A 24786-nucleotide genomic window follows, 5' to 3' on the forward strand; every position below is an offset into this window, starting at 1 on the left:
GTCAGCCGCACCACGGAGCGGGGTGCAGGATGCGTACGACCGCGCTGGAGAGGGTCACGCCCGGGCCCACCCCGAGCATCAGCAGGTGGTCGCCGGCGGCCAGTTCGCCGACCTTGAGGAGGTGGTCCAGGGAGACGATCTGGTCACTGGCGCCGAGATGGCCGACGGTCCGGCCGAACTCCCAGGTCGACTTCTCCAGCGGAAGGCCGAGCGCGGCCATGCACCGCTGCTCCACGATCTCCCGCGAGTAGTTCATGTAGGCGACGCGCGTGATGTCGGACAGGTCGATTCCGGCCTCGGACAAGGTGCGTTCGACCAGCTCCAGCGTTCTGCCGTGCACCCGGACCAGGGCCCCGGTGCCGCTGCCGGAGGCCAGCGCGGCCTGCTTGAACTCGGCGTTGCGGGCCTGGAAGTCCAGCGACCGGCCCGTGGTCGGCCCCGGCGGGAACAGCGGTTCCGTGCCACGGTGCATCTGCTCGGCCTCCGACACGGTGACCGACCCCACCGCGAGCAGCTGCGCGAACGACGGCCGGGTGGTGAGCAGCACCGCGCTCCCGGCGTCCCCGGCGACGTATCCCGGGCCCATCCGCCAGCGGTCCATCATCGGTGTGCCGAAGTTGTCGGACGCGACGAGCAGCGCCGTCGGCGCCCGCCCGGCGTCCTTCCCGTCCGCCGTGCCGGACCGGCCGCGCAGGAACCACGCGCCCAGCTCCAGTGCCGCGAACATGCCGTTGCAGCCCTGCCGGACCTCGACGGCGAGCGCCTCGTCCCCGACCAGATGCCGTTGCAGGTAGTACTGCGGCTGCCAGCCGTCGGGCCCCTGGTGCCAGGAGTCGGCGTACAGCAGCAGGTCGGTCTCGTCGGGTCGGTGGCCGGCGCGTTTGCACGCCTCCTGGGCGGCCCGCAGGGCCATCTCGGGCGCCGGGAGATCCCCTGCCACCGCGGCGCCGCCCAGCTCGTGCACCTCAGCCTCGAAGGCGGGGTAGAGCCCCTGGGCCACGGCCTCGTCGATGCTCGTCGTTTCGGGCAGGTGGACCCCGAGCCCCTTGATGAATACGTCCGGCGTCCGCAAGGCCGCCTCGCCTCCTCGGTCGTGTTCGGTCGGCTGGTCGGGTGGTGCAGGCAGTGGGCGTGCGGGGCTCACAGCCGGTCCGCCGCGGTGTGGAGCACCTGGACCAGCCGGTCGAGAAGCCGGCCGGCCTCCGCCCGGGAGAAGGCGTCGGGCCGGTACCCGAGGCGCAGCGTCAGCGCCCGCCCCGGCAGGGCGACGAGCCGCAGGGGGTAGTGGGTGCCGTCCTCGACGTCGACCGAGGCGAGACGCAGACCGCCCGGGGCGGCGGGTCCGGCGGTGTCGAAGGAGTAGGTGACGAAGGTGGTCGCCGTGTCGAAGAGGGCGCCGTCGCGGTGGGCGAGGCCGGGGCCCGGGCCGTGCGCCTGCCGCTGCGTGTCGGCCAGCGGCAGGTGGTGGTGGGGAAGCAGGAGCGTCTGCTCCTCCTGGAACCGGGCGAGCATGTCCGGCAGCGGCTCGTCGGGCCGCAGCCGCAGCCGGACGGGCACGGTGTTGGTGAGCAGGCCGACCATGTTCTCCACCCCCGGCAGCTCCGGTGGCCGGCCGGACACCGAGGTGCCGAACAGCACGTCGTCGCTGCCGGTGATCTGGGAGAGCAGCAGCCCCCACGCGGCCTGGACGGCGGTGCCGAGCGTGAGCCCGCGGGCGCGGGTACGCGCGCCGAGCGCCTCGGTGGTCCGCTCGTCGAGGGCACGCACCAGATGGCGCTGCCGCTGAAGCGGCGCCCCCGGCATGTCCGGGGCGACGTACGTGGGTCCGGCCAGACCCCGCAGGGCCTCGCCCCACGCCTGCCGGGACGCCGCGCGGTCCTGCCCGGCCAGCCAGGTCAGATAGCCGCTGTGCGGCGGGGCGGGTGGCAGGGCCCCGGGGGCGCCCCCGTGCTCGTACAGGGCGAACAGCTCACGGATCAGGATCGCCGTGGACCAGCCGTCCCACAGGATGTGATGGGTTGTCAGCACTATGCGGTGGTGGTGGTCCGCCAGCCTGAGCAGCAGGAACCGCAGCAGCGGGGGCGCCGTCATGTCGAAGGGGCGCTCCCGCTCCCGGGCCGCGAGCCGTTCCGCCCGCGCGGCACGCTCGTCCGGGGGCAGCCCGGCCAGGTCCTCCTGGGCCCACGGCGGCCGGACGTCCGCGCACACGATCTGTACGGGCCGGGACGTGTCGGCGTGCCGGAACGCGACACGCAAGCCGGTGTGCCGGTCCACCAGCGCGGTGGCGGCCGCCCGCAACACCCCCGGGTCCAGAGGCCCCTCCAGGTCCAGCCGCAGCTGGGCCGTGTACGCGTCGACCCCGTCCCCGGACTCCCCGGCCAGGACGCTGTGGAAGAGCAGGCCCTCCTGGAGCGGTGTCAGGGGCAGGACGTCGGTCATCCCGGGGTGGGCTGCGGCGAGTGCTTCCCGCTCGTCCTCGGCCAGCGTCACCGGTTCCGGGCCGGGGGTGGCCACACCCCCGTCGGGCACCTGGCCCGCAGCGCCCGGCCCGACCTCCCGTGCCAGCCGGGCGAGCGCGGCGGGGGAGGGGTGCGTGAATACCTCGGCCAGCTCCAGACCGAGCCCCCGCTCGCGTGCCCGGGTGACCAGCTGGAGGGCGGCGATGCTGTCGCCGCCCCGGTCGAAGAACGAGTCGTCGGCGCCGACCCGCTCAGTGCCGAGCACCTCGGCGAAGACGGCGCACAGCGCCTCCTCGCGGGCGTCTTGCGGACGTCTCAGGCCGACGGAGGCGAAGTCCGGTGCGGGCAGGGCGCGTTGGTCCACCTTGCCGTTCGGGGTCAGGGGCACCTCGGTGAGCGGAACCACCGCGGCGGGGAGCATGTGGCCGGGCAGGGACTCGGCCGCGAACCGGCGCAGCGCGTCGGCGTCCGGTACGGCGTCCCGCGTGGGCAGCACATAGGCCACCAGCTGCTTGCGGCCCGGCCGGTCCTCACGGACCGTCGCGATCGCGATGTCGACCGAGGGATGGCGGGCGAGCACGGCTTCGATCTCACCGGGTTCCACCCGATGACCGCGGATCTTGATCTGGTCGTCGGACCGGCCGGCGTACTCCAGCTGCCCGTCGGCGCGCCATCGCACGAGGTCGCCCGTGCGGTACATGCGGGAGCCCGGATCGCCGTAGGGGCACGGCAGGAACCGCTCGGCCGTCAGCCGGGGGCGGCGCAGATAGCCGCGGGCCACTCCGGCGCCCGCGACGTACAACTCGCCGACCGCGCCCGGCAGGACCGGCATGAGCGCCTCGTCCAGCACATACACCCGGCAGTTGGCGACCGGGACCCCGATCGGCGGGGCGGCCCCGCCGGACAGCGGCCGGCTCACCGTGCTGGTGACGGTCGCCTCCGTCACGCCGTACTCGTTGAAGACGCGCCGGCCACCGACGGTCCAGCGGCGCAGCACGTCCGGGGCGGGCGGTTCGCCCCCGGTGATCAGGACCCGCAGCTCGGGCAGGCCGTCCGCGGGAAGCCGGGCGAGGAACGCCGGAGGGATCGCCGCGTGGGTGACCCGCTGGTCCCGCAAGAGCCGGGCCAGCGCCTCACCTGTGGTGGTCTGGCCCCGGGGGGCCAGCACGAGGCGGGCGCCCGCCAGGAGGGCCGGCCAGATGTCGGCCATCGCCACGTCGAAGCCCGGCGACACCAGCTGAAGGACCCTGCTGTCCTGGGTGAGGCCGTAGCGGGTGATGTGGTCGGCGACCAGGTTGTGCAACGCCCGGTGGGTTACGACCACGCCCTTCGGTTTGCCGGTGGAGCCCGAGGTGTGGATCACGTAGGCGGACTGCTCCGGGTCCGGTTGCGTTCCCGGCCGGAACGCGCCCCCGGCCGGACGCCCGTCCTCCAGAAGCAGGCAGGGCAGGGACGCGGGCAGCCGCGACCGGGCGTCGGTGGTGGTGACCGCGAGGAGGGGAGCGGTGTCGTCCAGCGTGTACGCGATCCGCTCGGCGGGATGGGACAGATCGACGGGAACGAATCCCGCACCGGCTTTGAGTACGGCGAGCATCGCCGTCACCAGCTCGGGGGAGCGGGGCAGGGCGAGCGCCACCAGGTCCTCGGGGCCGACACCCCGCTCGGCAAGCTGCCGGGCCAGCCGGTCGGAGCGCGCGTCCAGTTCCCCGTACGACAGGGTGGTGGTGCCGTCCACGATGGCGACGCGCCGCGCGGCGGAGGCCGCCTGCCGCCGGAAGAGCTCCGGCACCGTGCCCCCCGGCAGCGGCAGGTCCGTCGCGTTGTAGCCGGTGAGGAGTTGGGCCCGCTCCTTGGGGAAGAGCACGTCGACCGTCTCGATCACGGCGTGCGGCTCCTGGGCGAGCGCCCGGACGAAAGCCGTGAGCCGCGCGAGGTGTTGCTCCAGGCCGGCGAGGTCGTGCCGTTCGGCGTTGCCCTCCAGGACCAGGGTCGTCGCCTCGCCCTCCGGGTCCGGCCGGACGGTGACGAACAGGTCGGGGACGGGACCCGAGGCCAGGTTGTGCGAGGTGGCCGGGCAATCGCCGAACCGCAGCTTTCCGCCGTACGGCATGAAGTTGACGATGGGCCCCAGCAGCGCGCTCATGTCGCTGTCCAGCCCCAGTTCCCGGTGCAGGTCCTCCAGCCGGAACCGCTCGTGCCGCAGCGCTCCTTGGACCTCGCGCGTCAGCCGTGGCACCAGCGTTGCGAGGGTGCTGCCGGGAGCCACGTCCAGTCGCACCGGCACCGTGTTGGTCACCATGCCCGGCACGCGACGCGCCGCCAGGCTGCGCCGGGCCGTCACCGGGACACCCAGGACCACGTCGCGACGACCGGTCAGACGCCGGACGTAGGCGGCGACCGCGGTCATGAACACGAGCTGCCAGGTGGAGCCGGTCGCCGCCGACGCCTTCTCCAGCAGGTCCAGGTCCCCGCGCTCGAGCGTGCGGGTGAGGCGCGTTCGCAGCATGTCCCGCGGCAGCGGCGCCGGCTCGGCCGGCCCGGGCACCCGGGCGGGTTCGGGACGGTCGGAAAACCGGTTCAGCCAGTAGGACCGGTCTTCCGAGAAATCGCGGGAGGCGCGGTAGTTCTGTTCTTCCGCGTACAGGCCGGCCAGCGAGCCGAAGACCCGGGCGGGCTCATGTTCACCACGTTCCAGTGCCGAATAGATATCGGCCAGGCGCCGGCCCAGCAGATGAACCCCATATCCGTCGACGGCGACATGGTGTATTCGGTAGTAGAAGATGACCTTGGTCGCCGAGATCTTCAGGAGGGCGAACGCGGAAAGCGGTCCGGTGCTCAGTTCGATCGGGCGCCGCACGTCCTCGTGCATCCAGCGCTGCGCGTCCTGCCGTGCCGTGCGGGAGGCCGTGAAGTCGAGCAGCGGAAGTTCGGCCGCGTGCTCCGGGTCGACCACCTGCCACAGGCCGTCGTCCTGCACCACGGCCCGGACGCGCACCACCTCGGCCTCGGCACGCAGGAGGGACCAGGCGGTGCGGAGCCTGGTGAGGTCGACGGGGCCGTCGATGAGGATGTACTCGGCGCAGGTGTACATCCGCCCCGAGGGATCCAGTTGATGGGCGAACCAGATTCCGCGCTGGCCGGCGGACAAAGGCAGCCGCATCGCGTCGCTCTCTCCCATTCTCGACTCCATTGCTCGCCGTTTCCGCGGGGTCGGCGCCCGCCGATTCCTGCCGGCTCCGACGCAAGGACGCCTGATCCCGGTCACCATGGGGACAGTGGCTATATCCGACCTATACGGCCCGCCCCGAACTCCTGTATCGATCGAATAGCGAAGAAATATAGGAGCGTTCTCCAGGCTCGGACGCACGCTCCAGCCGAAAGGAGAATCAGGTGGAGGAAGACCGCGACCGCGAGTGGGCGCCGCACGTCGTCACCCCGGCCGCCGCCCACGCCCCGGCCACGGCGCGCGGACTGCTCGGCCACCTGCGCGCCGCCGGCGACCTGACGGACCTGCTGGCCCGCCGGAAGGCCGTGGTGTTCCGCGGCTTCGCCGTCACGCCGGCGGAACTGGACGAGGTCATGGACGTGTTGCTGCCCGACCGCCTGGCCTACGTCCACGGCAACTCGCCGCGCACCAAGGTAGGGCGGAACGTCTACACCTCGACCGAGTACCCGCCGCAGTACACGATCTCCATGCACAACGAGCTGAGCTACGCCCATCAGTGGCCGGCCCGGCTGCTGTTCTTCTGCGAGCGCGCTCCCGAGTCGGGCGGCGCCACCCCGGTCGTGGACGGCGAGCGGTGGCTCGCATCCCTCGACCCCGAGGTGCGGGAGCACTTCGCCGCGGGGGTGCGCTACACACAGAACCTGCACTCCGGGCAGGGCTTCGGCAAGAGCTGGCAGGAGACCTTCGAGACGGACTCCCGGGACGACGTCGAGAAATTCCTCGACGGCGCCGGAGCCGAGTACGAGTGGCAGCCGGACGGCGGCCTGCGGGTGACGCAGGTAAGACGGGCCACGGTCCGGCACCCCGTTACGGACACGGAGGTCTGGTTCAACCAGGCCGACCAGTGGCACGCCGCGGGACTCGGCGACGAGACGGCGGCCGCCCTGGCCCGGATCATGCCGGAGCGGGACCTGCCCCAGTCGGTGTCCTTCGCGGACGGGTCGCCCATCCCGGAGGCCTACGTCACCCAGGTGCGCGACCGCGGACTCCAGGCCGCCGTCGACGTCGACTGGGAGGCCGGGGACCTGCTGCTCATCGACAACGTGCTCGTCGCCCACGGCCGCCGGCCCTACACCGGCCCGCGCCGGGTGCTGGTCGCGATGTCCGACTGACCCCGTCCGCTTGCCGCCGCTTCGCTCCGTCCCCGATCGGAGGATCCGTGGAGATCGCTGCGGGGCCAGTGCCGCCTCTCGGAGGCCACGCGCTCGCCCTGTTCTTCGTCCAGGTCGGTCTTCTGCTGCTGCTCGCCACGCTGCTCGGGCGGCTGGCGGCGCGATTCGGTCTGCCCGCCGTCGTGGGCGAGCTGCTGACCGGCGTCCTGCTCGGCCCCTCCCTCCTCGGGCATGTCCTGCCGGGGCTGTTCGCGCGGCTCTTCCCGCGGACACCGGAACAGGCCCATCTGCTCGACGCGTTCGGTCAGGTCGGTGTCGTCCTGCTGGTCGCGGTCACCGGACTCCATCTGGACACCGAGCTGGTGCGCAAGCGCGCCTCCGCGGCCGTCCGGGTCAGCCTGCCCGGCTGTGTCATCCCGTTCGGCCTCGGAGTCGCCGCGGGATGGCTGATGCCGGAGTCGCTGCTCGCGGAGGGCTCCGGGCGCACGGTCTTCGCGGCGTTCCTCGGCATCGCGATGTGCGTGAGCGCCATTCCGGTCATCGCCAAGACGCTGATGGACCTCCATCTGCTGCACCGCAACGTCGGTCAGCTCATCCTGATCTCCGGCACCGTCGACGACGTCCTCGGCTGGTTCGGCCTCTCCGTCGTCACGGCCATGGCCACCACCGGGCTCCACGCGTCCGGTCTTGTACGGACCGGCGCGAGTCTGCTGCTGTTCATTGCGGCCGCCGCGCTGATCGGCCGGCCCGTGGTGCGCGGCGCTATGCGCCGGTCGGCGCGCTCCTCGGACGGCGGGGTGACGCTCGGCACCGCGGTCGTGATCGTCATCGCCCTCAGCGCGGCCACGCAGGCGCTGGGATTCGAGGCGGTTCTCGGTGCCCTGACCGCCGGTGTGCTCATCCGGACGGCGGGCAAGGAGGTGCTCGGCCGGCTGGCTCCGCTGCGCACCTTCGTCATGGCGGTTCTGGCACCCGTGTTCTTCGCCACGGCGGGTCTGCGGATGGACCTCACGGCGCTCGCCGATCCCACGGTGCTGCTCGTCGCCGTGCTGTTGCTGCTGATCGCGACCGTCGGCAAGTTCGTCGGGTCGTTCGTCGGGGCCTGGACCAGCGGTCTGAGCCGGTGGGAGGCCGTCGCGCTCGGAGCCGGAATGAACGCTCGCGGGGTGGTCGAGGTGATCGTGGCCATGGTCGGGCTCCGCCTCGGTGTGCTGACCACAGGGACGTACACCATCGTCGTGCTGATCGCGGTGGCGACCTCGTTGATGAGTCCCCCCGTCCTGCGCCTGGCCATGGGCCGGATCGACCTGACCGCGGAGGAACGGCTGAGGGAGTCGGAGTTGCGGGCCACTGTCCACAAGGACGACCGCAGGCCGGTGGAACACACGTGAGACGAGAACGAAAGGCGCCCCAAGTGAGTACTTCAGCGACCCGGGCCGGGGTCCCGGACTTCGCCGTCATCCCGGGCACCCAGGTGCACGACGTCATCCGGGGCAGGGAAAAGGAGGTCATCGGGGCCGTCGAAGAGGCCTACCGGCTGCACGGCGCGGGCCGGACCGTGAACCCCGACTCCTACTTCCTGACCTTTCCGGACCGGCCCTCCGCCCGGATCATCGCCCTGCCGGCCTCCCTGCGGGGTGAGGCACACGTCCACGGGCTGAAGTGGATCTCGAGCTTTCCGGAGAACGTGGCCACCGGCCTGCCCCGCGCCTCCGCGGTGCTCATCCTCAACGACGCCGAGACCGGGTACCCGTTCGCGTGTCTGGAGAGCTCCATCATCAGCGCGGCGCGGACGGCGGCGTCCGCCGCACTGGCGGCCACCGCCCTGAGCGAGCGGCGCGGCAGCCGGCCGCGCCGGATCGGCTTCTTCGGCACGGGACTGATCGCGCGTTATGTCCACACGTACCTGGCCGCGAGCGGGTTCACCGCCGACGAGACGGGCATTCACGACCTCTCGGAGGAGCACGCGCAGGGCTTCCGGGAGTACCTGGAGCGGAGCGGAAGCGGCAATGCCGTCGTCCACGAACTGCCCGAGGACCTCATCCGCTCCTCCGATCTGATCGTGTTCGCCACAGTGGCCGGACAGCCGCATGTGCACAGGCCGGAGTGGTTCGAGCACAACCCCCTCGTCCTGCACATCTCCCTGCGCGACCTGGCACCGGAGGTCGTTCTGGGGGCGCACAACATCACCGACGACACCGAGCACTGTATGAAGGCGCGGACATCGCTGCACCTCACCGAGGAGCGGGTGGGCCACCGCGACTTCGTGGCCGGCACGCTCGTCGGCGTGCTCGACGGCAAGGTCGACTGCCCCGCGGACCGGCCGGTGGTCTTCTCCCCGTTCGGTCTGGGGGTCCTCGACCTGGCCCTGGCCCTGTACGTGTACGACCGGGTGACCGAGGACGGCACCCTCGGCACCGTACCCGGCTTCTTCAGTGAGCTGAGACGCTACGGCTGAGCACGCCCTTGGTGGCCGGGACGCCCCGAGCCCGCGGACGCGCGGGGACTTCGGGCCCGGCCACCCAGGACGTCGGTCAGGCGGAGCTGACGGACGCGCCGGACGCGAGGGTGATGGCGGGCATGCGCATCGCCATCCCGGTGAGCGGACCGGCTGGCTGCCGCCCGGCGGGCGCGCTCTGGGCGTCCGCGCCGACGAAATCCTTGTACCAGGTACGGTCGACACGGCCGGCCAGGATGGCCGCGTACGCGCGGCGCAGCGCCGAGCCCGGGTCGACGCCCAGCTCGTCCTTCAGCTGTTGGCGTCCTTCGTGGAACACGGCGAACGCCTCGGCCTGGCGGTTGCTCGCGTAGAGGGCCAGCATGAGCTGCGCCCGGAGGCTTTCGCGCAGCGGATGCGCCTGCACCAGGCCGACAAGCTCCGAGACGAGCCGGTCGTGCCGGCCGAGCGCGAGGTCGGCGAAGATGCGGCTCTCCAGAGCCTCCATGTAGGCCTCTTCGATGATGGGTCTCTCGGCCTCGCCCAGGTGGTCGGTCACATCCGTGAGGGTCGGTCCGTGCCAGAGACCGAGAGCGGCGCGAAGTTTGTCGGCGGCCTCGGCGTAGCCGCCGGCGTGCAGGGCGGAGCGCCCGGCGCGGCACAGAGTACTGAAGGCGCTGTAATCGAACCAGCCGGCGATGATGCGCATCATGTAACCAGAGCCTTTGCGCACTATTTCCGCATGGTTTTCCAGGTGCAGTCGCAGCCGTGACGCATAGGTGTAGATCTGCGCCTGATGGGTGGACGGTGGCTCGTTCCCCCATAACACATGGCTCAGCTGGTAGTCCGGAACGACTCTTTCGTCTGCCAGGAGTAGCGCGGCGAGCATGGTGCGCTGCTTTGTTCCACTGAGCGGAATTTCCGTGTTTTCAGACCATACGCTGACCGGACCCAGGATCTTGAACTCCATGACGTGGTGCGCTCCTTACTGGCCGTACGGGTCGAACAGTGGGTGTCGAGGCGCAAGACTTCCCTTTGACGGGCGGGCACGACTATTCACCGTCCGGTGGGACGGGTCTGTTCTCCTGTTCAAATGCAGGGAACCGTGTCGCGCACAGCGGATTCTCAGAGAATCCTCAGGAATCCCAGGGGAAGGAAGACGCGGGCGCGCACAGGTGCGCCGCGAGACAGGCAGATGGTCGGTCTGCTTGTTGATGAAAAGGCATGTAGAGCCCCGTTCCCCCGTCGCTCCCAATGGTCGGACGGCATGTCAATTAAGCCACGCCACTCGGGAACTCTAATCCCGCCTTCAAGGTCCAGTCAAGGTCGAAAACAGGGTCCACGGATGTGACACGCCGACGGGACAGGCCGAACAATTCCCCTGGCGGAAGGGGCGTAGAGCGGACGTCTCTCTTTTCTTACTTGCCTCCGAAGAAGACGGTTATGTCCGACGTTGTAGCGATCGCTGACATGGTGGTGATCGCTGGTCAGGGCCTCAAGGCCGCCCTGATGGCCGTCCTGCAAAACATTAGTTGCAGGTGCTTACGTTTAGTAGCATGCGACGATATCCGGCCTTCGTGGAGGGGTGGATAGCTCCGCTATAGGTCAAATATTGGCGCCGTGGCGATGATCGGCAGGCGGTCAGGGGAGCGCTGTTTCCGGGGTCGCGTACTCCTCGCGGACGAGATTGGGCTGCACCAGATGACGACTATCATCTCGAACCCCGTAGATTTCAACGTGGAAGACCTGTATGTCGATCTCCGGCCGAGCCTCGGGTGTCGAGTCTTCCTGAAATGCGAGGGATTCAACTTCGCCGGGTCGATCAAATTAAAGGCCGCTGCCGAAATGGTCGAGGCGAAGGAACGGTCGGGTGAAATACGGGCCGGCGGCACCCTGATCGAATCCTCGTCCGGAAACATGGGCGTTGCCCTGAGTATTGTCGCCGCGAGCCACGGCTACCGCTTCGTCTGCGTGACCGACGTCCGCTGCACACCCAACGCCCGGCGACTCATGGAGACGCTCGGCAGTGAGGTCCACGTCGTCACGGAACCAGATCCCAGGGGTGGATTCCTGGGCGCCCGGCTCGCCCGTGTACAGGAATTACTCGAGAAGAACTCCGATTACCTGTGGCTGAACCAGTACGCCAACCCGGGAAACTGGACGGCCCACTACCGGACGACCGCCCCGGCCATCGCCAAGGCATTCCCCGAGGTGGATGTGCTGTTCATCGGGGCCGGCACCACGGGAACGCTCATGGGATGCGCCAACTACTTCCGTGAGAACCTTCCGTCGGTGACCGTGGTGGCCGTGGACACGGTGGGTTCCGTGACGTTCGGCGGACAGCCCGGCCCCCGGCTGATCCCGGGGCTCGGCACCGGCGTCCGCCCGCAGATCCTCGATGCGTCGCTGGTGGACGACGTCGTCCATGTCGCCGAGCCGGACACGGTCAGGATGTGCCACAGACTCGTGGACCACGGCTTCCTCTTCGGCGGCTCGACCGGCACGGTCCTCAGCGGTGCGCTGGCCTGGCTGGAACGGCGCGGCCAAGAGGCCGAGGAGCTGACCGCGGTGGCCGTCTCACCGGACTTCGGCGGCAGTTACCTGGAGACGATCTATGACGACGGGTGGCTGACGCACTCCTACGGCCCAGGGCCGCTGGGCCTGTGACCGTCACGTCCGACCTGAACGAGTGGCCCGGCGGCCGCGGGTGAGAGAAGGCGAACGAGGGGTGGGGAAGATGGGCGGCAAGTGGCTTCGGCGCTTCGACGAGAGCGCGGTCGGCGCGCCGCGACTGGTCTGCTTCCCCCATGCCGGCGGTGCCGCCAGCAGTTTCGTGCCGCTCTCCCGGGAACTCGCACCCGACGTCGACGTCCTCGCCGTGCAGTACCCGGGCCGCCAGGAGCGCCTCGGTGAGGTTCCGGCCGAGGACATCACCCACCTGGCGGAGCAGGTCGCCCGGGCGCTGTCCCCCCTGGCCTTGGCCCCGTACGCCCTGTTCGGGCACAGCATGGGCGCCCTGATCGCCTATGAGGCGGCGCGCTGCCTGGAACGGTGGTCGGTCGCGGGGCCGCACCGGCTGTTCGTCTCGGCTCAGGTCCCGCCCGGTGACCGCGCGCTCGAGGGCCGGTACGCGGACAGCGACGACGATGTCGTCAGGGAGCTGCGGGCCCTCGGCGGAACTGATAGTTCCGTTCTGGCGGATCCCGACCTCATGGCGCTGGTCCTGCCCGCGATACGCGCCGACTACCGCGCACTGCGGCGTTACGTCTGGGAGCCCGGGCCCCGGCTGCGCTGCCCCGTGACGGCGCTCGTCGGCGACAGCGATCCCGTGGCCACCGCCGACTTGGCCAAGGGCTGGTCCGAGTACTCAGTCACCGGGGCCGAGGTCGCGGTGTTCCGCGGCGGCCACTTCTATGTGGAGGAGCGGCTCCCGGAGGTTGCGGCCCTTGTCAAGGCCGGTCTGGGGCTGCGCGATCGGGCCCCGTGACCGGCGCGGGAAGCGAGCGTGCCGTGACCCGCTCCAGGTGGGCCGTGAACACCTCGCGCGCGTCCGGGGTCATCGTGCGCAGCGCCACCAAGGCCGTGATCACCACATCGCACAGCTCCGCCTGGACGTCCTCCCAGCTGTGCGTCGTGCCCTTGCGGGGGTTCTGACCCGTCGCGCCGATCACCGCCTCGGCGACCTCGCCGACCTCCTCCGACAGCTTCAGGATCCGCAGCAGCAGGCCGTCCGGGCCGTCGTGCGCGCGGTGCGCGTCCAGCCAGGCGTGCAGTCGGCCGATCGCGTCCCAGAGGTCCGCTGGGGCATCGTCGTTCATCCCCCCAGCGTGCCATGCGGCGGCCGGGCGTCGGACCTGGGCTGCGCCCACTCCTTCGACAGCGGCTGCGGCTCCCCTGCGAACCGGGGCTGCGGCTACTCGTCGAACAGGGACTCCTGCTCCCCTTCCGTCCTTCTCCGCAGCCGCTTGTTCCGTGCCCCGATCACCAGTGCCGTGGCCGCCGCCGTCACCGCGAACGCCGCCGGGACCATCCAGTCGCGGTTCACGGCGTGTCCGAACAGGGCGTCCACGGAGAGCCGACCGGGACCCGTGATCGCCAGGCTCGCCGCCGTGAGGCCGAGGGACGCCGCGTGCTCGTAGCCGCCGCTCTGGGCGAAGAACCCGTTCGGTACATGCACCGCTGACGCCCCCGCCATCGCACCCGCTGCCGCCGCGCCCGCCGCCGGCGTCGCGAGACCCAGAGCCAGCAGCACCCCGCCGCCCGCCTCCGCGAGCCCGGCCGCCGTCGCACTCGCCTTTCCCGGCTGGAAGCCCACGGCCTCCATGAACTGTCCGGTCCCCTCGATACCGCCGCCGCCGAACCAGCCGAACAGCTTCTGCGCGCCGTGCGCGGCCAGCACTCCGCCGGTTCCCAGCCTGAGCAACAGCAATCCCACGTCACGTCGGTCGACACAGTCCACGATCACTCCCGGGCCGGACGGCAGGAACGGTTCCTTCCGTACTCACCGTCCCACCGCCCCCACAGTCGCGGCCCGTCCACGGTGCCGTTCGAGTGGCGGCCGGGGCAACGCCGGGGCGCGTCGTGCGCCCCACCGGCGTCGCGCGCATGCGTCATCGGAGTCGGCACGGTGTGTCACCGGCCGCCGTCGAGTCCAGATGTGGGCAGCCGTTCCGCGATCCGTGCGCACCCCGCGGTCCCAAGCGGGGTCCACCCCTTGCCGGTCCGCGGAACGGCTGCCGCCCCCTGGTGTGGTCGTTCGGAACCTCGCCGCTCCAACTGTGAAGCTCTGGTGGAGGAGTTTTGAGCATAAGCCCGACACCGGCCCTCGTGGGACGAAGTTCCACATTCCGCTTGTGGAGGTTGAACGGTCTCCCAACCGCGGGCCGGGTCAGCCGCGCCCCACGTACGGCATCGTCGTCGCCAGCACCGTCGCGAACTGCACATTCGCTTCCAGCGGCAGCTCCGCCATGTGCCGCACGGTGCGCGCCACGTCGGCCACGTCCATCACGGGTTCCGCCGCGACCTCCCCGTTCGCCTGGAGAACCCCCTCGCTCATGCGGGCCGTCATCTCGGTCGCCGCGTTACCGATGTCGATCTGACCGACCGCGATGCGGTACGGGCGACCGTCCAGCGAGAGGGACTTGGTCAGGCCGGTCAGGGCGTGCTTCGTCGCCGTGTACGCCACCGAGTGCGGTCGGGGCGCGTGCGCCGAGACGGAGCCGTTGTTGATGATCCGGCCGCCCTGGGGGTACTGGTCCTTCATCTGCCGGTACGCGGCCTGCGCGCACAGGAACGCGCCGTTCAGGTTGGTGTCCACCACGTGCCGCCAGGCGTCGTAGGAGAGCTCCTCCACCGGAACGCCGCCGGGACCGAACGTCCCCGCGTTGTTGAAGAGCAGGTCGAGCCGCCCGAACCGGTCGTGTACGGCCCCGAACAGGGCCGTCACCTCGTCGGGCCGTGAGACGTCCGCGCGCCGGGCCAGCGCGGTGCCCCCGGGCACGAGCGCGGCCGTCTCCGAAAGTGCCTCGACGCGCCGCCCGGCGAGCGCCACCGACCAGCCCCCGCGCAGCAGTTCCACGGCGACCGCGCGGCCGATACCGGAGCCCGCGCCGGTCACCACGGCGATCCTCGTCTGTCTGTCCGTCATGGACCCGCAGCGTAGGGGCCCGGCCCGCGACCTCTTGCGCCCGCCACCCCGCACGAGCTGAGAGCATGGAGGGCGGACCGCGAGGAGAGGGAGGGGCTCATGGCCGAGCGGGGCCGCACCGCACATCACCGCAGAGAGCCGGAGGACCACATACCCGGGGCGGAGGCGACGGCGCCCGCCGCACCGCCGCCGACCGCCACCACGCCGTCGCCGCCCCCCGCCCGGGCCGGTGCCGCGCTGCCCCGTACCGGCCCCCTCATCACCTTTCTCCTCGGCGCGCTCACCGCCACCACCCCGCTGGCCATGGACATGTACCTCCCGTCCCTGCCGGAGGTCACCACGTCCCTGCACGCGCCCGCCGCGACCGTGCAGCTCACCCTCACCGGCTGCCTCGCCGGCATGGCGCTCGGCCAGTTGCTGGTCGGCCCGATGAGCGACAAGTGGGGCCGACGACGCCCGCTGCTCGCGGGTCTGGCCGTCTACCTCGTCGCCACCTTGCTGTGCGCGCTCGCGCCCTCTGTCGAGACGCTCATCGCGTTCCGGCTGGTGCAGGGGCTCGCGGGAGCCGCCGGAATCGTGATCGCACGCGCCGTCGTCCGCGATCTGTACGACGGCGTGGCCATGGCCCGCTTCTTCTCCACCCTCATGCTGATCTCCGGGGTGGCGCCCATCGTCGCGCCGCTGATCGGGGGCCAGATCCTGCGCTTCACGGACTGGCGCGGTGTCTTCGTCGTTCTCACGGCCGTCGCGCTCGCGCTCGCCGCGCTCGTGTGGACGAGGCTGCCCGAGACGCTTCCCCCGGCGGGCAGGCACGGCGGGGGAGTGGGCGCGACCTTGCGCTCCATGCGGGCCCTGCTCGCCGACCGCGCCTTCACCGGTTACACCCTCGCGGGCGGCTTCGCCTTCGCCGCGCTCTTCGCCTACGTCAGCGCCTCCCCGTTCGTGATCCAGGAGATCTACGGCGCCTCCCCGCAGACCTTCAGCCTGCTGTTCGGCCTCAACTCCGTGGGACTCGTGATCGCCGGGCAGATCAACGGGAAGGTCCTGGTCGGCCGGGTCGGCCTGGACAAGGTGCTGACGGCGGGCCTCACGGTGGTCACGCTCGCCGCCGCCGCGCTGCTGCTGATGGCGACGGGCGCCCTGGGGCGCGTCGGCCTGGCACCGGTCGCCGCCGCGCTCTTCGTCCTCATGTCGGCGATGGGCTTCACCCTTCCCAACACCCAGGCGCTGGCCCTGATGCGCACCCGTCACCACGCCGGTTCCGCCTCCGCGCTGCTCGGCACCTCCTCCTTTCTCATCGGTGCCGTCGCCTCGCCGCTCGTCGGCATCGCAGGCGAGAACACCGCCGTCCCGATGGCCGTCGTCCAACTGGCGGCAGCACTGGTGGCGGTCGCCTGCTTCGTGGCACTGTGCCGTCCCTGGAACACCCACACGGCCGAGACCCCGGGGGAGGAGAGCTGAGCGCGCCGAGACTGCGCATCGACACGCCGGAGCGGGCCGGGCTCGATCCGGAGGAACTGCGTCTTCTCGTACGGGACCTGCGCGACGCCGTCGGCGGGGAGCGCCCCTGGGCGGCGGGCGCCGTGGTGATCGCCGGACGCGGCCCGGTGATCGCCGTGGAGGAGGCGGCGGGATGGGCGGTCCGGTACGCCGCGTACGACGCGGAGACGGATCGGGGCGTCGAACTGCCGCCGGAGGCGCGGGTGCCGATGACCGTGCACACCCCCTTCGACCTGGCCTCGCTCACCAAGCTGTTCACGGCGGTCGCCGCCATGCAGCAACTGGAGCGAGGCACGCTCGGCATCGACGCGCGCGTGGCGAACTACCTGCCGGACTTCCACGCGGCTGCGGAAGGCGGCATCACCGTACGGCAGCTGCTCACCCACACCTCCGGACTGCGGCCCGAACTCCCTCTGTACGACTGCCCGTCGGACGCGGCCCGGCTCGCACTGCTGCGCGCGGAGGTCCCGGTCGGCCCACCCGGCACCTACCGCTACTCGGACCTGAACCTGCTGCTGTTGCAGCACGTCCTGGAACGCATCACCGGCCGCACACTCGGCGTGCTCGTCCATGAGTGCGTCACCCGCCCGCTCGGGATGGCGGCGACGGGCTTCGGGCCGTGCCCGGACGCGGCGGCGACGGAGGACCAGCGGCGACCGTGGGCCAAGGCGGACCGGGGCATGTTGCGGGGGGTGGTCCATGACGAGAACGCGTGGGCGCTCGGCGGGGTGGCCGGGCACGCGGGCCTCTTCTCGACGGCACGGGACCTGGCCGTCTTCTGCCGCACCCTGCTGTCCGGCGGTGCCTACGGGCGCGCCCGCATCCTGGGCCCCGACTTCGTCGAGCTGATGCTCACCCCGCCGGGTCTGGGCCTCGCGGTCGACCAGCCGTGGTTCATGGGCGCGCTGGCGGGCCGGGGCGCGGCGGGCCACACCGGCTTCACGGGCACGTCCCTGGTCCTGGACCCGGCCACGGACACGTTCCTCGTCCTCCTCGCGAACACGGTCCATCCCCGCCGCCGGGACCCGGACCACCGGGTGCGTGCCGCGGCGGGGGATCGGCTGGCGCGGGCGGTCCGGGGCACCTGAGAGAATCGCTGGGTGAACGCCCCCGTCTCCCCAGCCGACACCCTTCGCGCCGCCCTCGCCGGGCTGCTCGACGGGCTTCCGCCCAAGCAGGCCGCGCAGGCCGTGGAGCGGCTGATCGCCAACTACCGGGGCCGCACCCCGACGGACGCGCCCGTGCTGCGGGACCGCTCGGACGTCGTCGCCTACGCCGCTTACCGGATGCCCGCGACATTCGAGGCGGTGTCTTCGGCGCTGGCGGCGTTCGCCGACGCCGCGCCCGGATGGGCGCCGGCCGCCCATACGGACGTCGGCGGCGGCACCGGCGCGGCGACCTGGGCCGTCAGTGCGACCTGGGACGGGGAGCGCCCGGTCACCGTGCTCGACTGGGCCGAGCCGGCGCTCGCGCTGGGACGGGAGATCGCCGCCGCCAACCCGGCGCTGAAGGCCGCCGAGTGGCGCCGCTCCCGTATCGGATCGGCGCTCTCTCTGGAGAGCACTGATCTCATCACGGTTTCCTACGTCCTCGGCGAGCTGGCCGACGCCGACCGCGCCGCGGTCGTCGACGCCGCCGCGGCCGCCGCGCAGGCCGTCGTGGTCGTCGAACCCGGCACCCCGGACGGTTACGCCCGCGTCATCGAGGCCCGCGACCGTCTGATCGGCGCCGGTTTCCGCGTCGCCGCCCCCTGCCCGCACAGCGCGGCCTGCCCCATCGTGCCCGGCGAGGACTGGTGCCACTTCTCGGCCCGGGTCAGCCGTTCCTCGCTGCACCGGCAGGTCAAGGGCGGCTCACTGGCGTACGAGGACGAGAAGTTCAGCTATGTCGCCGCCGCCCGCTTCCCGGTGGAACCCGCCGCCTCCCGGGTCGTCCGCAGACCGCAGATCCGCAAGGGCCAGGTGCTCCTCGACCTGTGCGGCCCGGACGAGTTCCTGCACCGCGAGACCGTGAGCAAACGGCACGGCCCCCTCTACCGGGCGGCCCGCGACACGGACTGGGGCGACCCATGGCCCCCGCCGCACGCGGACTAGACCGAGGCCGGGCCGGGACCCCGGCCGGAGCCGCGGGCCCCGGAGAAGTCCCGGTTGTACGCCAGTACGGACAGACACCCCGTCGGGCACCCGACGCTCACCCCGCCCGCCGGACACATCGCGGTAAATCCCGCAATGGCTCCTCATACCGGCCCCCCATCGGCATCGCCCCGGCCGCCCCGCACGGGGGCGCCGGTCACCCGCGGCGCAGGATGGTGCGACCATAGGGGGATACGTCCCGACCACGGCAGTAGGCGAGGGGATAGATGAGCGCAGAGTTCGGCCGCCGCGCGGGCGGGCAGGGCAGGATCTCCCAGTGGCTGCGTGGACGCCGTCCCGCCCGTCTCAAGGAGGACGCCGACGAGGGCGGCCGTGAGGCGATGCTGCTGGCTGCCGCCGCCGCGGGACTGCCGCTCGCGCCCGCCGCGCACCCCGTCGGCTACCGCTGCTCCTGCGACCGCATCGGCTGTCCCACACCCGCCCGGCACCCCGTCTCCTTCGCCTGGCAGACCCAGTCCACGACGGACCGGGCGCAGGTCGAGCGCTGGGCCCGGCACCAGCCCGAGGCGAACTTCATCACCGCGACCGGCATGGTGCACGACGTGCTGGACGTCCCGCGGGAGGCCGGCGAGGAGGCACTGGAGCGGCTGCTCGCCGCCGGCGTGGAGGTCGGACCGGTCGCCACGACCGGCGACGGACGCATGCTGTTCTTCACCCTGACCCGCGGCACCCCGGAGGACGAGGACGAGTGGTGGCCGTGCGAGCTGGACTGCCACCCGGAGACCATGGACGAGCACCCGGGCCTGCGCTGGCACTGCCGGGGCTCCTACGTGCTCGTGCCGCCCGCGCAGCTGCCCGGTGATCTGACGGTCGAGTGGGTACGCGGGCCGGAGCACGCGCTGCCGGACCCGCTGACCTTGCTGGAGCTCCTGACGGACGCGTGCGCGCGATACGCCGGGGACGCCTCCGAGGAGCGGCTCGCGGGCTGGCCGCACCGGCGCTGAGCCGGAACACCGGGCCATCTACTCCCCCTTCGCGCCCGTCAGCCCCACCACCCGGCTCAGGAACCGCACCTTCCCGCGCGCCGGGTCCAGCACCGCCTGGTTGGAGACGAACTCCAGCGTCAGCGACTGCTTGACCTCACCGGTCACCAGGGCCTTGATGTTCGCGTCACTGACGTTGATGTTCACGCCCGGCGCGGCCGTCTGCTTCTCGTAGTGGCGCGTGGCGAAGAACACCAGCGCGCCGCCGTCGGTGGTGCGCAGTCCCACCGGGGCGTACGTGCCGCTGGTCAGCGGCTCGTCGAGGTACTGCCGGGCCAGCCCGGGCTTGCGCGCGTTCTTCAGCCGGGTGTCCCGCCACTGCGAGGTGTGCGTGCCGGGCGCGAAGGCGTCCCCGCCGTTCCGGAGATACGACGTGTACGCCGCCGAGAGACCGCGCGGGCGCACGGCGAGCGCCGTGTCGTCGGCGGTGACGGGTTCGGCCCAGCCGTCCTTGTCCTTCTCGAACGTCGGCACGTCATCGGCCCCGAGAATCGTCAGATACGACACCGCCCACACCTTGTCCGGGTCGGAGCGGGTGAAGACGAACAGCCAATGGGCGTCCACGCTGCCCTTGTTGGCATGGGTGTCGGCGACGAACCAGCGGGGCCAGCCGGCCTTCTTGGGGATCGTGAACGTGGCGTCGCTGAGCTTGAGCGGCACGTGCCCGGGATTGCCGTTCGGGTTGTTCCTGTGCCCCGCCTCGAGCTTGCCCCCGTCGATGGCGGCGAGGGCGCCGGTGACCCGGTCGGCGTCCTGGGAACGGTCGTAGGTCTTGTCCGCCTTGTTGTAGGCGGTGAGGAAGTCCTTGAGCGCGTGGGCGGCCTCCGCCCTGGTCGCCGTGGGCACGACCTCGCGTTCCCCGTGGACGACGACGCAGCCGCTCGCCGTCATGGACACAGCGGCGGCCACCGTCGTCGCCAGGGCGAAGCGGCCGCGACCGCCCAGCGTTCGAGGACTGAGACTACGAAGCATTCGAGGGCTGCGATCCCCGCGATCCCTGCTCATCAGTGATCTTCACCTTCCCCTTCCCGGAGGCGAACCCTACCGGGGCGGGGCGAGCGGCGAGCGGCCAGATCCCCTACCGCGTCCGCACCGTGACACCGCCGACGGCGGCCGGCACCCCGTCAGACCGTGTCGCGCACCGGTGGAGGCGCGGTCTGCTGCCTGGTCCCGACCGGCTTGAGGCCGATCCTGGAGAGGAAGAGCGCGAGCGTGGGGACGAGATACAGGCCCCACACCGTGAGCTGAAGCACCGTCGGGTCGGGCTGGAAGTTGAAGACGCCCTTCAGCAGGGTGCCGTACCAGCTGTCCGGCGGGATGACGCCGCTGATGTCGAAGGCCAGATTCGTCAGGCCCGGGAGCCAGCCGGCCTCCTGAAGGTCGTGGAAGCCGTACGCGAGCACGCCCGCGGCTACGACGACCAGCATGCCGCCGGTCCAGGTGAAGAACTTGGCGAGGTTGATCTTCAGGGCGCCGCGGTAGAACAGCCAGCCCAGGAGGACCGCGGTGGCCAGACCCAGGGCGACCCCGATGAGCGGGCGCGGGGTGCCGTCGCTGGCCGCGTGCACCGACGCCCACACGAACAGCGCGGTCTCCAGGCCTTCGCGGCCCACGGCCAGGAACGCCGTGGCGACCAGCGCGGCCGTGCCCATCCGCAGGGCCGCGTCCAGCTTGCCGTGCAGATCGGCCTTCAGATGCCGTGCGGTGCGCCGCATCCAGAAGACCATCCAGGTCACGAGAACCACCGCGAGGACCGACAGTGAGCCGCCGAGCGCCTCCTGCGCCTTGAACGTCAGCTCCTGGGAACCGAATTCGAGGACGCAGCCGAAGCCCATCGCGATGGCGACCGCGATGCCGATACCGGTCCAGATCGGCTTCAGGGCCTCCCTGCGGCCGGTCTTGACCAGATAGGCGATCAGGATGCAGACGACGAGGCTGGCTTCGAGCCCCTCGCGCAGGCCGATCAGATAGTTCGAGAACACGGGCTACGCCTCCTTGGTCAGCAGGGTCCGTCCCCACCAGTCGTCCTTGTCGCGGACGCCGGGGGGGATCGCGAAGACGGCCGAACCCACGTGCTGGATGTACTCGTTGAGTGCGTCGGACGCCGCGAGCCTGCGCTGCAGCGGGATGAATCCCCTGCGGGGGTCGCGCTGGTAGGCGAGGAAGAACAGGCCCGCGTCCAGGCGGCCCAGTCCGTCCGTGCCGTCGGTGAAGGAGTAGCCGCGGCGCAGGATCGTGATCCCGTCGTTGGAGTCGGGGTGCGCGAGCCGCACATGCGCGTCGGGCTTCATCGCCTTCAGGAACGGCTCGTCGTGCTCCTTGGCCTTGCCGACGGGGGCGCCCTCGCCCTTGTCGCGGCCGAAGACGTCCTCCTGCTCCTGGAGCGACGTGCGGTCCCAGGTCTCGATGTTCATGCGGATGCGCCGGGCGACGAGGTACGAGCCGCCCGTCATCCAGTCCGGTCCGTCGCCGTCGCCCACCCACACGAACTTCTTCAGCCGGTCGGTCTCCGTGCCCGCGATGTTGCGGGTGCCGTCCTTGAACCCCATGAGATTGCGGGGGGTCTGGGCGCCCGGCGTGGTCGACGAGGTCTTGCCGAAGCCGAGCTGGGACCAGCGGATGGCGACCGTGCCGAAGCCGATGCGCGCCAGGTTGCGGATCGCGTGCACGGCGACCTGGGGGTCGTCCGCGCAGGCCTGGACGCACAGATCGCCGCCCGTGCGGGACTTGTCGAGGTTGTCGCCCGGGAACGGGGGCAGATCGACCAGCGCCTCGGGCCGCTTGTCCTTGAGCCCGAACTTCTCGAAGAACGACGGTCCGAAACCGATCGTCAGCGTCAGCCGCGACGGCTTGAGGCCCAGCGCCTCGCCGGTGTCGTCCGGCGGGGCCTCGGCGAGCCCGCCGTAGGCGCCCTCACCGACCGCCTGGCCCGCGGTCATCCGCCGTGCCGCCGCCGTCCACTCCTTCAACAGCTGGACGAGCTCGGCGCGGTCGTCGGTCTTCACGTCGAACGCGGCGAAGTGCAGCCGGTCCTGCACGGGGGTGGCGATGCCCGCCTGGTGCGCGCCGTGGAAAGCGACGGCGGCACCCGTCGCGGCGTCCGCCGGGTCCACGTCGTCGCCCGTACGAGCCATGGCCACGGCACCGCCGGCCGCGGCGGCGCCGAGCGCGAGCCCCGCACCGCCCCAGCCGATCAGGGCCCGCCGCGAGGGTGCGGAGGAGGCGGCGGCGGTCTCCGGAGTGGTCGTGTCCGTCATGGTCCCGGCTCCTTGCTTCACTTCACGACCGCGGCGGCGAGCTTCGACAGCGGCTCGGCGAGCGCGTTCACCGCGTCCGAGAGCTCCTTGCGGTCGTCCTTGCCGACCTTGTCGTAGGAGACGAAGTCGTAGGAGTTCTTGTCCGAGCGGTACTTGTCCAGCAGCGTGTTCAGGGCCGTGAACTGCTTGTCCAACTCGCCGGTCAGCGCCGCGTCGTTCTTCTGGGCCACCGGCTTCAGCAGCTCGTACGCCTTCTGCGCGCCCTCGACGTTGCCCTTGAAGTCGACGAGGTCGGTGTGCGAGTAGCGGTCCTCCTCGCCGGTGACCTTGCCGGTGGCGACCTCGTCGAGCAGCTCCTTGGCGCCGTTGGCCATGGAGGTCGGGGTGATCTCGGCCTTGCCGACCCGGGCCTGCCAGTCCTTAAGGTCGGTGACGAGCTGGTCGGCGAGGGTCTTCTCCTCGGTGCCGATCTTCTTGTCCTGCCACAGGGCCTTCTCCAGCCGGTGCCAGCCGGTCCACTTCTGGCCCTGCTCCAGGCCGTCGGCGCGGGTGTCGACCTTCGGGTCGATGTCACCGAAGGACTCGGCGACCGGCTCGGTGCGCTCCCAGCCGATGCGGGAGGGCGCGTAGGCCTTCTTCGCGGCCTCCAGGTCGCCGTCCTTGACCGCCTTCGCGAAGGCCTCGACGCGCGGCAGCGTCTCGTCGGCCTGGCCCTGCGCGTACGCGCGGTAGTCGGCGACGGCGTGGTCCAGCTTCGGGTCCCGCTTGGCGACCGAGCCGCCGGTGACGGTCAGCTTCTGCCGCACGCCGTGGCCCTTCATGCCCGGGCGGCAGGCGATCTCGTACGAACCGGCCTTGACCTCGGCGGTCAGCGTGTACTTGGTGCCCGGGCCGATGTTCTCCTTCTCGGAGACGATCCGGTCGTCCGGGAAGACGATCTCGACCTCGGTGGCCTTCGAGCCCTTGTTCTCGACCTTCAGCGTGACCCGGCCGGCCGGCACGGACTTGGCCGAGGTGTCGCAGGTTGAGTCGGCGGCCGTCACCCGGATCGCGTCGCCGTCCTTGGCGTCGCTCTTGGCGGTGCAGGCCGTGACGGCGGTCAGAGCGGCCACGGTGGCTGCGGTGACAACGGAGAGTCGGACGGCTCGCATACGTGCTCCAGGCTGAGGCGGGAAACTTTGGTGAGGCTGCCCTAACCTACCCGAGGCCTCCCTGGCTCGTACCCACCCCTGCCGCGATTCGGCTCTAACGAAAGGATCACAGGCACGGCTTCGTCACGCCCGCGCAAAGTGAACACCAATAAAAGTCAAGGGATGGTCAAGTGGGTGGAGGGTGCTTCAATGCCCGCGTGACTGACTACGACGTGCTGCGAGTCTTCTGCGGGCCGGACGGCGGGTACGGCAACGAACTGGGCGTCGTCCGCGACGGCTCGGCGGTCCCCGAGCGCGGCGACCGGCAGGCGCTCGCCGCGAAGCTCGGCTTCAGCGAGACCGTCTTCGTCGACGATCCCGAGCGCGGTGTCATCGACATCTACACCCCCACGCTGCGGCTGCCGTTCGCGGGGCACCCGTGTGTGGGTGCGGGCTGGCTGCTCGACGTGCCCGAACTCCTCACCCCGGCCGGTGTGGTGGCAGCGCGCCTGGACGGCGAGTTCAGCTGGATCGAGGCCCTCCCGCAGTGGGCGCCGCCGCGCACGCTGAAGCAGTACGCGACGGCCGCCGAGGTGGACGGCCTGGCGGTGCCCCCGCCGGGGGAGTGGTTGTACGCCTGGGCGTGGGAGGACGAGGCGGCGGGCCGGATCCGGGCGCGAGGCTTCCCCGGCCGGGACGACGGCATCGACGAGGACGAGGCGACGGGTGCGGCGGCGCTGCTGCTGACGGCACGGCTCGGCCGCGCCCTGAATATCCGCCAGGGCGCGGGCTCACAGATCCTCACGGCACCGCAGCCGGAGGGATGGGTCGAGGTCGGGGGCCGGGTCCGCCTGGAGCGCTGAGCCGCCGGGCGAGGGCGAG

The 24786-nt window shown here is 71.4% G+C and carries 20 protein-coding genes; 10 read left to right on the forward strand and 10 right to left on the reverse strand.

Going from position 1 to position 24786, the window contains the following annotated elements; all coding sequences use genetic code 11:
- Position 1 precedes the first annotated feature (1 nt).
- Together ABZ823_RS11050 and ABZ823_RS11055 are read right to left on the reverse strand one after the other, a co-directional pair.
- A complete protein-coding gene (locus ABZ823_RS11050; protein WP_361656920.1) occupies positions 2-1072 on the reverse strand; it encodes a ketoacyl-ACP synthase III family protein in 1071 nt (356 codons plus the stop codon).
- 68 nt (positions 1073-1140) lie between these two features.
- Entirely contained in the window at positions 1141-5637 is a 4497-nt protein-coding gene (locus ABZ823_RS11055) for an amino acid adenylation domain-containing protein (protein WP_361656922.1), read from the reverse strand.
- Positions 5638-5849: 212 nt separating this feature from the next.
- Here ABZ823_RS11055 and ABZ823_RS11060 point away from each other — a divergent pair, with 212 nt between their 5' ends.
- Genes ABZ823_RS11060 through sbnB form a run of 3 tightly spaced genes read left to right on the forward strand, consistent with a single transcriptional unit; the run spans position 5850 to position 9255 of the window.
- Positions 5850-6797 (forward strand): TauD/TfdA family dioxygenase, encoded by a 948-nt coding sequence (locus tag ABZ823_RS11060; RefSeq protein WP_361656925.1) that lies wholly within the window; start codon positions 5850-5852, stop codon positions 6795-6797.
- Positions 6798-6844: 47 nt separating this feature from the next.
- Positions 6845-8188 (forward strand): cation:proton antiporter, encoded by a 1344-nt coding sequence (locus ABZ823_RS11065; RefSeq protein ID WP_361656928.1) that lies wholly within the window; start codon positions 6845-6847, stop codon positions 8186-8188.
- A 23-nt stretch (positions 8189-8211) separates the two neighbouring features.
- Positions 8212-9255: a 2,3-diaminopropionate biosynthesis protein SbnB gene (sbnB, locus tag ABZ823_RS11070; protein ID WP_361656931.1), complete on the forward strand. Its 1044-nt coding sequence runs from the start codon at positions 8212-8214 to the stop codon at positions 9253-9255.
- Positions 9256-9331: 76 nt separating this feature from the next.
- On the opposite strand, the gene ABZ823_RS11075 is transcribed toward sbnB, so the two are convergent.
- Positions 9332-10204: an AfsR/SARP family transcriptional regulator gene (locus ABZ823_RS11075; RefSeq protein WP_361656934.1), complete on the reverse strand. Its 873-nt coding sequence runs from the start codon at positions 10202-10204 to the stop codon at positions 9332-9334.
- A 731-nt stretch (positions 10205-10935) separates the two neighbouring features.
- Between ABZ823_RS11075 and sbnA the strand changes: the two genes are divergently transcribed.
- Entirely contained in the window at positions 10936-11901 is a 966-nt protein-coding gene (sbnA, locus tag ABZ823_RS11080) for a 2,3-diaminopropionate biosynthesis protein SbnA (RefSeq protein ID WP_361656937.1), read from the forward strand.
- Positions 11902-11971: 70 nt separating this feature from the next.
- Positions 11972-12721: an alpha/beta fold hydrolase gene (locus ABZ823_RS11085; RefSeq protein WP_361656940.1), complete on the forward strand. Its 750-nt coding sequence runs from the start codon at positions 11972-11974 to the stop codon at positions 12719-12721.
- Here ABZ823_RS11085 and ABZ823_RS11090 read toward each other — a convergent pair.
- The 3 genes from ABZ823_RS11090 to ABZ823_RS11100 form a co-directional block, all read right to left on the reverse strand.
- Positions 12684-13052 (reverse strand): MazG-like family protein, encoded by a 369-nt coding sequence (locus tag ABZ823_RS11090; protein ID WP_361656943.1) that lies wholly within the window; start codon positions 13050-13052, stop codon positions 12684-12686. The two genes, ABZ823_RS11085 and ABZ823_RS11090, sit on opposite strands and share 38 nt — an antisense overlap.
- A 95-nt stretch (positions 13053-13147) precedes the next feature.
- On the reverse strand, positions 13148-13693 hold the full coding sequence (locus ABZ823_RS11095) for a DoxX family membrane protein (RefSeq protein WP_361656946.1): 546 nt from the start codon (positions 13691-13693) through the stop codon (positions 13148-13150).
- A 429-nt stretch (positions 13694-14122) separates the two neighbouring features.
- Positions 14123-14881, reverse strand: coding sequence for an SDR family oxidoreductase (locus tag ABZ823_RS11100; protein WP_361656949.1), 759 nt, complete (start codon positions 14879-14881; stop codon positions 14123-14125).
- 99 nt (positions 14882-14980) lie between these two features.
- On the opposite strand from ABZ823_RS11100, the gene ABZ823_RS11105 reads away from it, so the two are divergent.
- From ABZ823_RS11105 to ABZ823_RS11120, 4 genes are all read left to right on the forward strand, one after another.
- The gene (locus ABZ823_RS11105) at positions 14981-16342 is read left to right on the forward strand and encodes a multidrug effflux MFS transporter (protein ID WP_361656952.1); all 1362 of its coding nucleotides are present in this window, start codon (positions 14981-14983) and stop codon (positions 16340-16342) included.
- A complete protein-coding gene (locus tag ABZ823_RS11110) occupies positions 16291-17469 on the forward strand; it encodes a serine hydrolase domain-containing protein (protein ID WP_361656955.1) in 1179 nt (392 codons plus the stop codon). Before ABZ823_RS11105 ends, ABZ823_RS11110 begins: the two co-directional genes overlap by 52 nt.
- A gap of 12 nt (positions 17470-17481) precedes the next feature.
- Positions 17482-18474, forward strand: coding sequence for a small ribosomal subunit Rsm22 family protein (locus tag ABZ823_RS11115; RefSeq protein ID WP_361656958.1), 993 nt, complete (start codon positions 17482-17484; stop codon positions 18472-18474).
- Between the two features lie 266 nt (positions 18475-18740).
- Positions 18741-19478: a bifunctional DNA primase/polymerase gene (locus ABZ823_RS11120; RefSeq protein ID WP_361656961.1), complete on the forward strand. Its 738-nt coding sequence runs from the start codon at positions 18741-18743 to the stop codon at positions 19476-19478.
- Between the two features lie 18 nt (positions 19479-19496).
- Here the strand turns inward: ABZ823_RS11120 and ABZ823_RS11125 are convergent, their stop codons facing one another.
- From ABZ823_RS11125 to efeO, 4 genes are all read right to left on the reverse strand, one after another.
- Positions 19497-20489 carry a hypothetical protein gene (locus ABZ823_RS11125; RefSeq protein ID WP_361656963.1) on the reverse strand — a complete coding sequence of 331 codons (993 nt, stop codon included), beginning with the start codon at positions 20487-20489 and terminating at the stop codon, positions 19497-19499.
- A 152-nt stretch (positions 20490-20641) separates the two neighbouring features.
- Positions 20642-21499, reverse strand: coding sequence for an iron uptake transporter permease EfeU (efeU, locus tag ABZ823_RS11130; protein ID WP_361656966.1), 858 nt, complete (start codon positions 21497-21499; stop codon positions 20642-20644).
- A 3-nt stretch (positions 21500-21502) separates the two neighbouring features.
- Positions 21503-22774, reverse strand: coding sequence for an iron uptake transporter deferrochelatase/peroxidase subunit (gene efeB / locus ABZ823_RS11135; RefSeq protein WP_361656969.1), 1272 nt, complete (start codon positions 22772-22774; stop codon positions 21503-21505).
- 17 nt (positions 22775-22791) lie between these two features.
- Positions 22792-23925, reverse strand: a complete 1134-nt coding sequence (efeO, locus tag ABZ823_RS11140; protein WP_361656972.1) for an iron uptake system protein EfeO — start codon at positions 23923-23925, stop codon at positions 22792-22794.
- A gap of 197 nt (positions 23926-24122) precedes the next feature.
- Here efeO and ABZ823_RS11145 point away from each other — a divergent pair, with 197 nt between their 5' ends.
- Entirely contained in the window at positions 24123-24767 is a 645-nt protein-coding gene (locus ABZ823_RS11145; protein ID WP_361656975.1) for a PhzF family phenazine biosynthesis protein, read from the forward strand.
- Positions 24768-24786 lie beyond the last annotated feature (19 nt).

The organism is Streptomyces sp. NPDC047079 (genome assembly GCF_040643755.1).
GTDB lineage: Bacteria > Actinomycetota > Actinomycetes > Streptomycetales > Streptomycetaceae > Streptomyces.

What these genes read in the sequence shown, in the direction of transcription:
- ABZ823_RS11055 (WP_361656922.1), bottom strand. Translation starts at nt 5,637, where the DNA reads ATGGGAGAGAGCGACGCGATGCGGCTGCCTTTGTCCGCCGGCCAGCGC.
- ABZ823_RS11100 (WP_361656949.1), bottom strand. Translation starts at nt 14,881, where the DNA reads ATGACGGACAGACAGACGAGGATCGCCGTGGTGACCGGCGCGGGCTCC.
- ABZ823_RS11120 (WP_361656961.1), top strand. Translation starts at nt 18,741, where the DNA reads ATGAGCGCAGAGTTCGGCCGCCGCGCGGGCGGGCAGGGCAGGATCTCC.
- sbnA (WP_361656937.1), top strand. Translation starts at nt 10,936, where the DNA reads ATGACGACTATCATCTCGAACCCCGTAGATTTCAACGTGGAAGACCTG.
- efeO (WP_361656972.1), bottom strand. Translation starts at nt 23,925, where the DNA reads ATGCGAGCCGTCCGACTCTCCGTTGTCACCGCAGCCACCGTGGCCGCT.
- ABZ823_RS11125 (WP_361656963.1), bottom strand. Translation starts at nt 20,489, where the DNA reads ATGCTTCGTAGTCTCAGTCCTCGAACGCTGGGCGGTCGCGGCCGCTTC.
- ABZ823_RS11090 (WP_361656943.1), bottom strand. Translation starts at nt 13,052, where the DNA reads ATGAACGACGATGCCCCAGCGGACCTCTGGGACGCGATCGGCCGACTG.
- ABZ823_RS11085 (WP_361656940.1), top strand. Translation starts at nt 11,972, where the DNA reads ATGGGCGGCAAGTGGCTTCGGCGCTTCGACGAGAGCGCGGTCGGCGCG.
- efeB (WP_361656969.1), bottom strand. Translation starts at nt 22,774, where the DNA reads ATGACGGACACGACCACTCCGGAGACCGCCGCCGCCTCCTCCGCACCC.
- ABZ823_RS11105 (WP_361656952.1), top strand. Translation starts at nt 14,981, where the DNA reads ATGGCCGAGCGGGGCCGCACCGCACATCACCGCAGAGAGCCGGAGGAC.
- ABZ823_RS11075 (WP_361656934.1), bottom strand. Translation starts at nt 10,204, where the DNA reads ATGGAGTTCAAGATCCTGGGTCCGGTCAGCGTATGGTCTGAAAACACG.